Origin of the sequence: Acinetobacter sp. MD2, from assembly GCF_035615575.1 — a bacterium.
GTDB lineage: Bacteria > Pseudomonadota > Gammaproteobacteria > Pseudomonadales > Moraxellaceae > Acinetobacter.
In genome coordinates, this window is record NZ_VTDK01000024.1 from 1 (window position 1) to 443 (window position 443).

Annotated in this window: 1 tRNA gene; it reads left to right on the top strand. The window is 39.5% G+C overall.

Features of this window, described 5'->3' with window-relative positions:
* Positions 1-109 precede the first annotated feature (109 nt).
* Positions 110-195, top strand: a tRNA-Leu gene (locus FXN70_RS11945).
* Positions 196-443: the final 248 nt, after the last annotated feature.

Below are 443 nucleotides of genomic sequence, written 5' to 3' on the forward strand. Positions count from 1 at the left end.
CTATAATTGCTTTGATTTTCAACAAACATGCCAAATTTGAGCAAAACATCTGCAAATGTGCAAAAGAGCTCTTGCCAAGTCAAAACCAATTCTCTATGATTGCGCCCATGCCCGAGTGGTGAAATCGGTAGACACAGGGGATTTAAAATCCCCCGCCCACAAAGCGTGCCAGTTCGAGTCTGGCCTCGGGCACCATTTTTAATCATTAAAAATGGTGCAAATAAAATATCCAGCATAAGCTGGTTTTTTTATGCCTAAAATAAGCAAAATTGTATTTCTGCACAATTCTTATTACACTCAAACATCGTCTATCTACGTACAGACAGCCTATGTCCCTTTCTGTTATCGAGCTAAAAAAATTACGCCAACAATTACGTACACAACGGCGACAACTCAATAAATTTCAACAAAAACAAGCCGAAGCTGCACTCTTACATCATCTC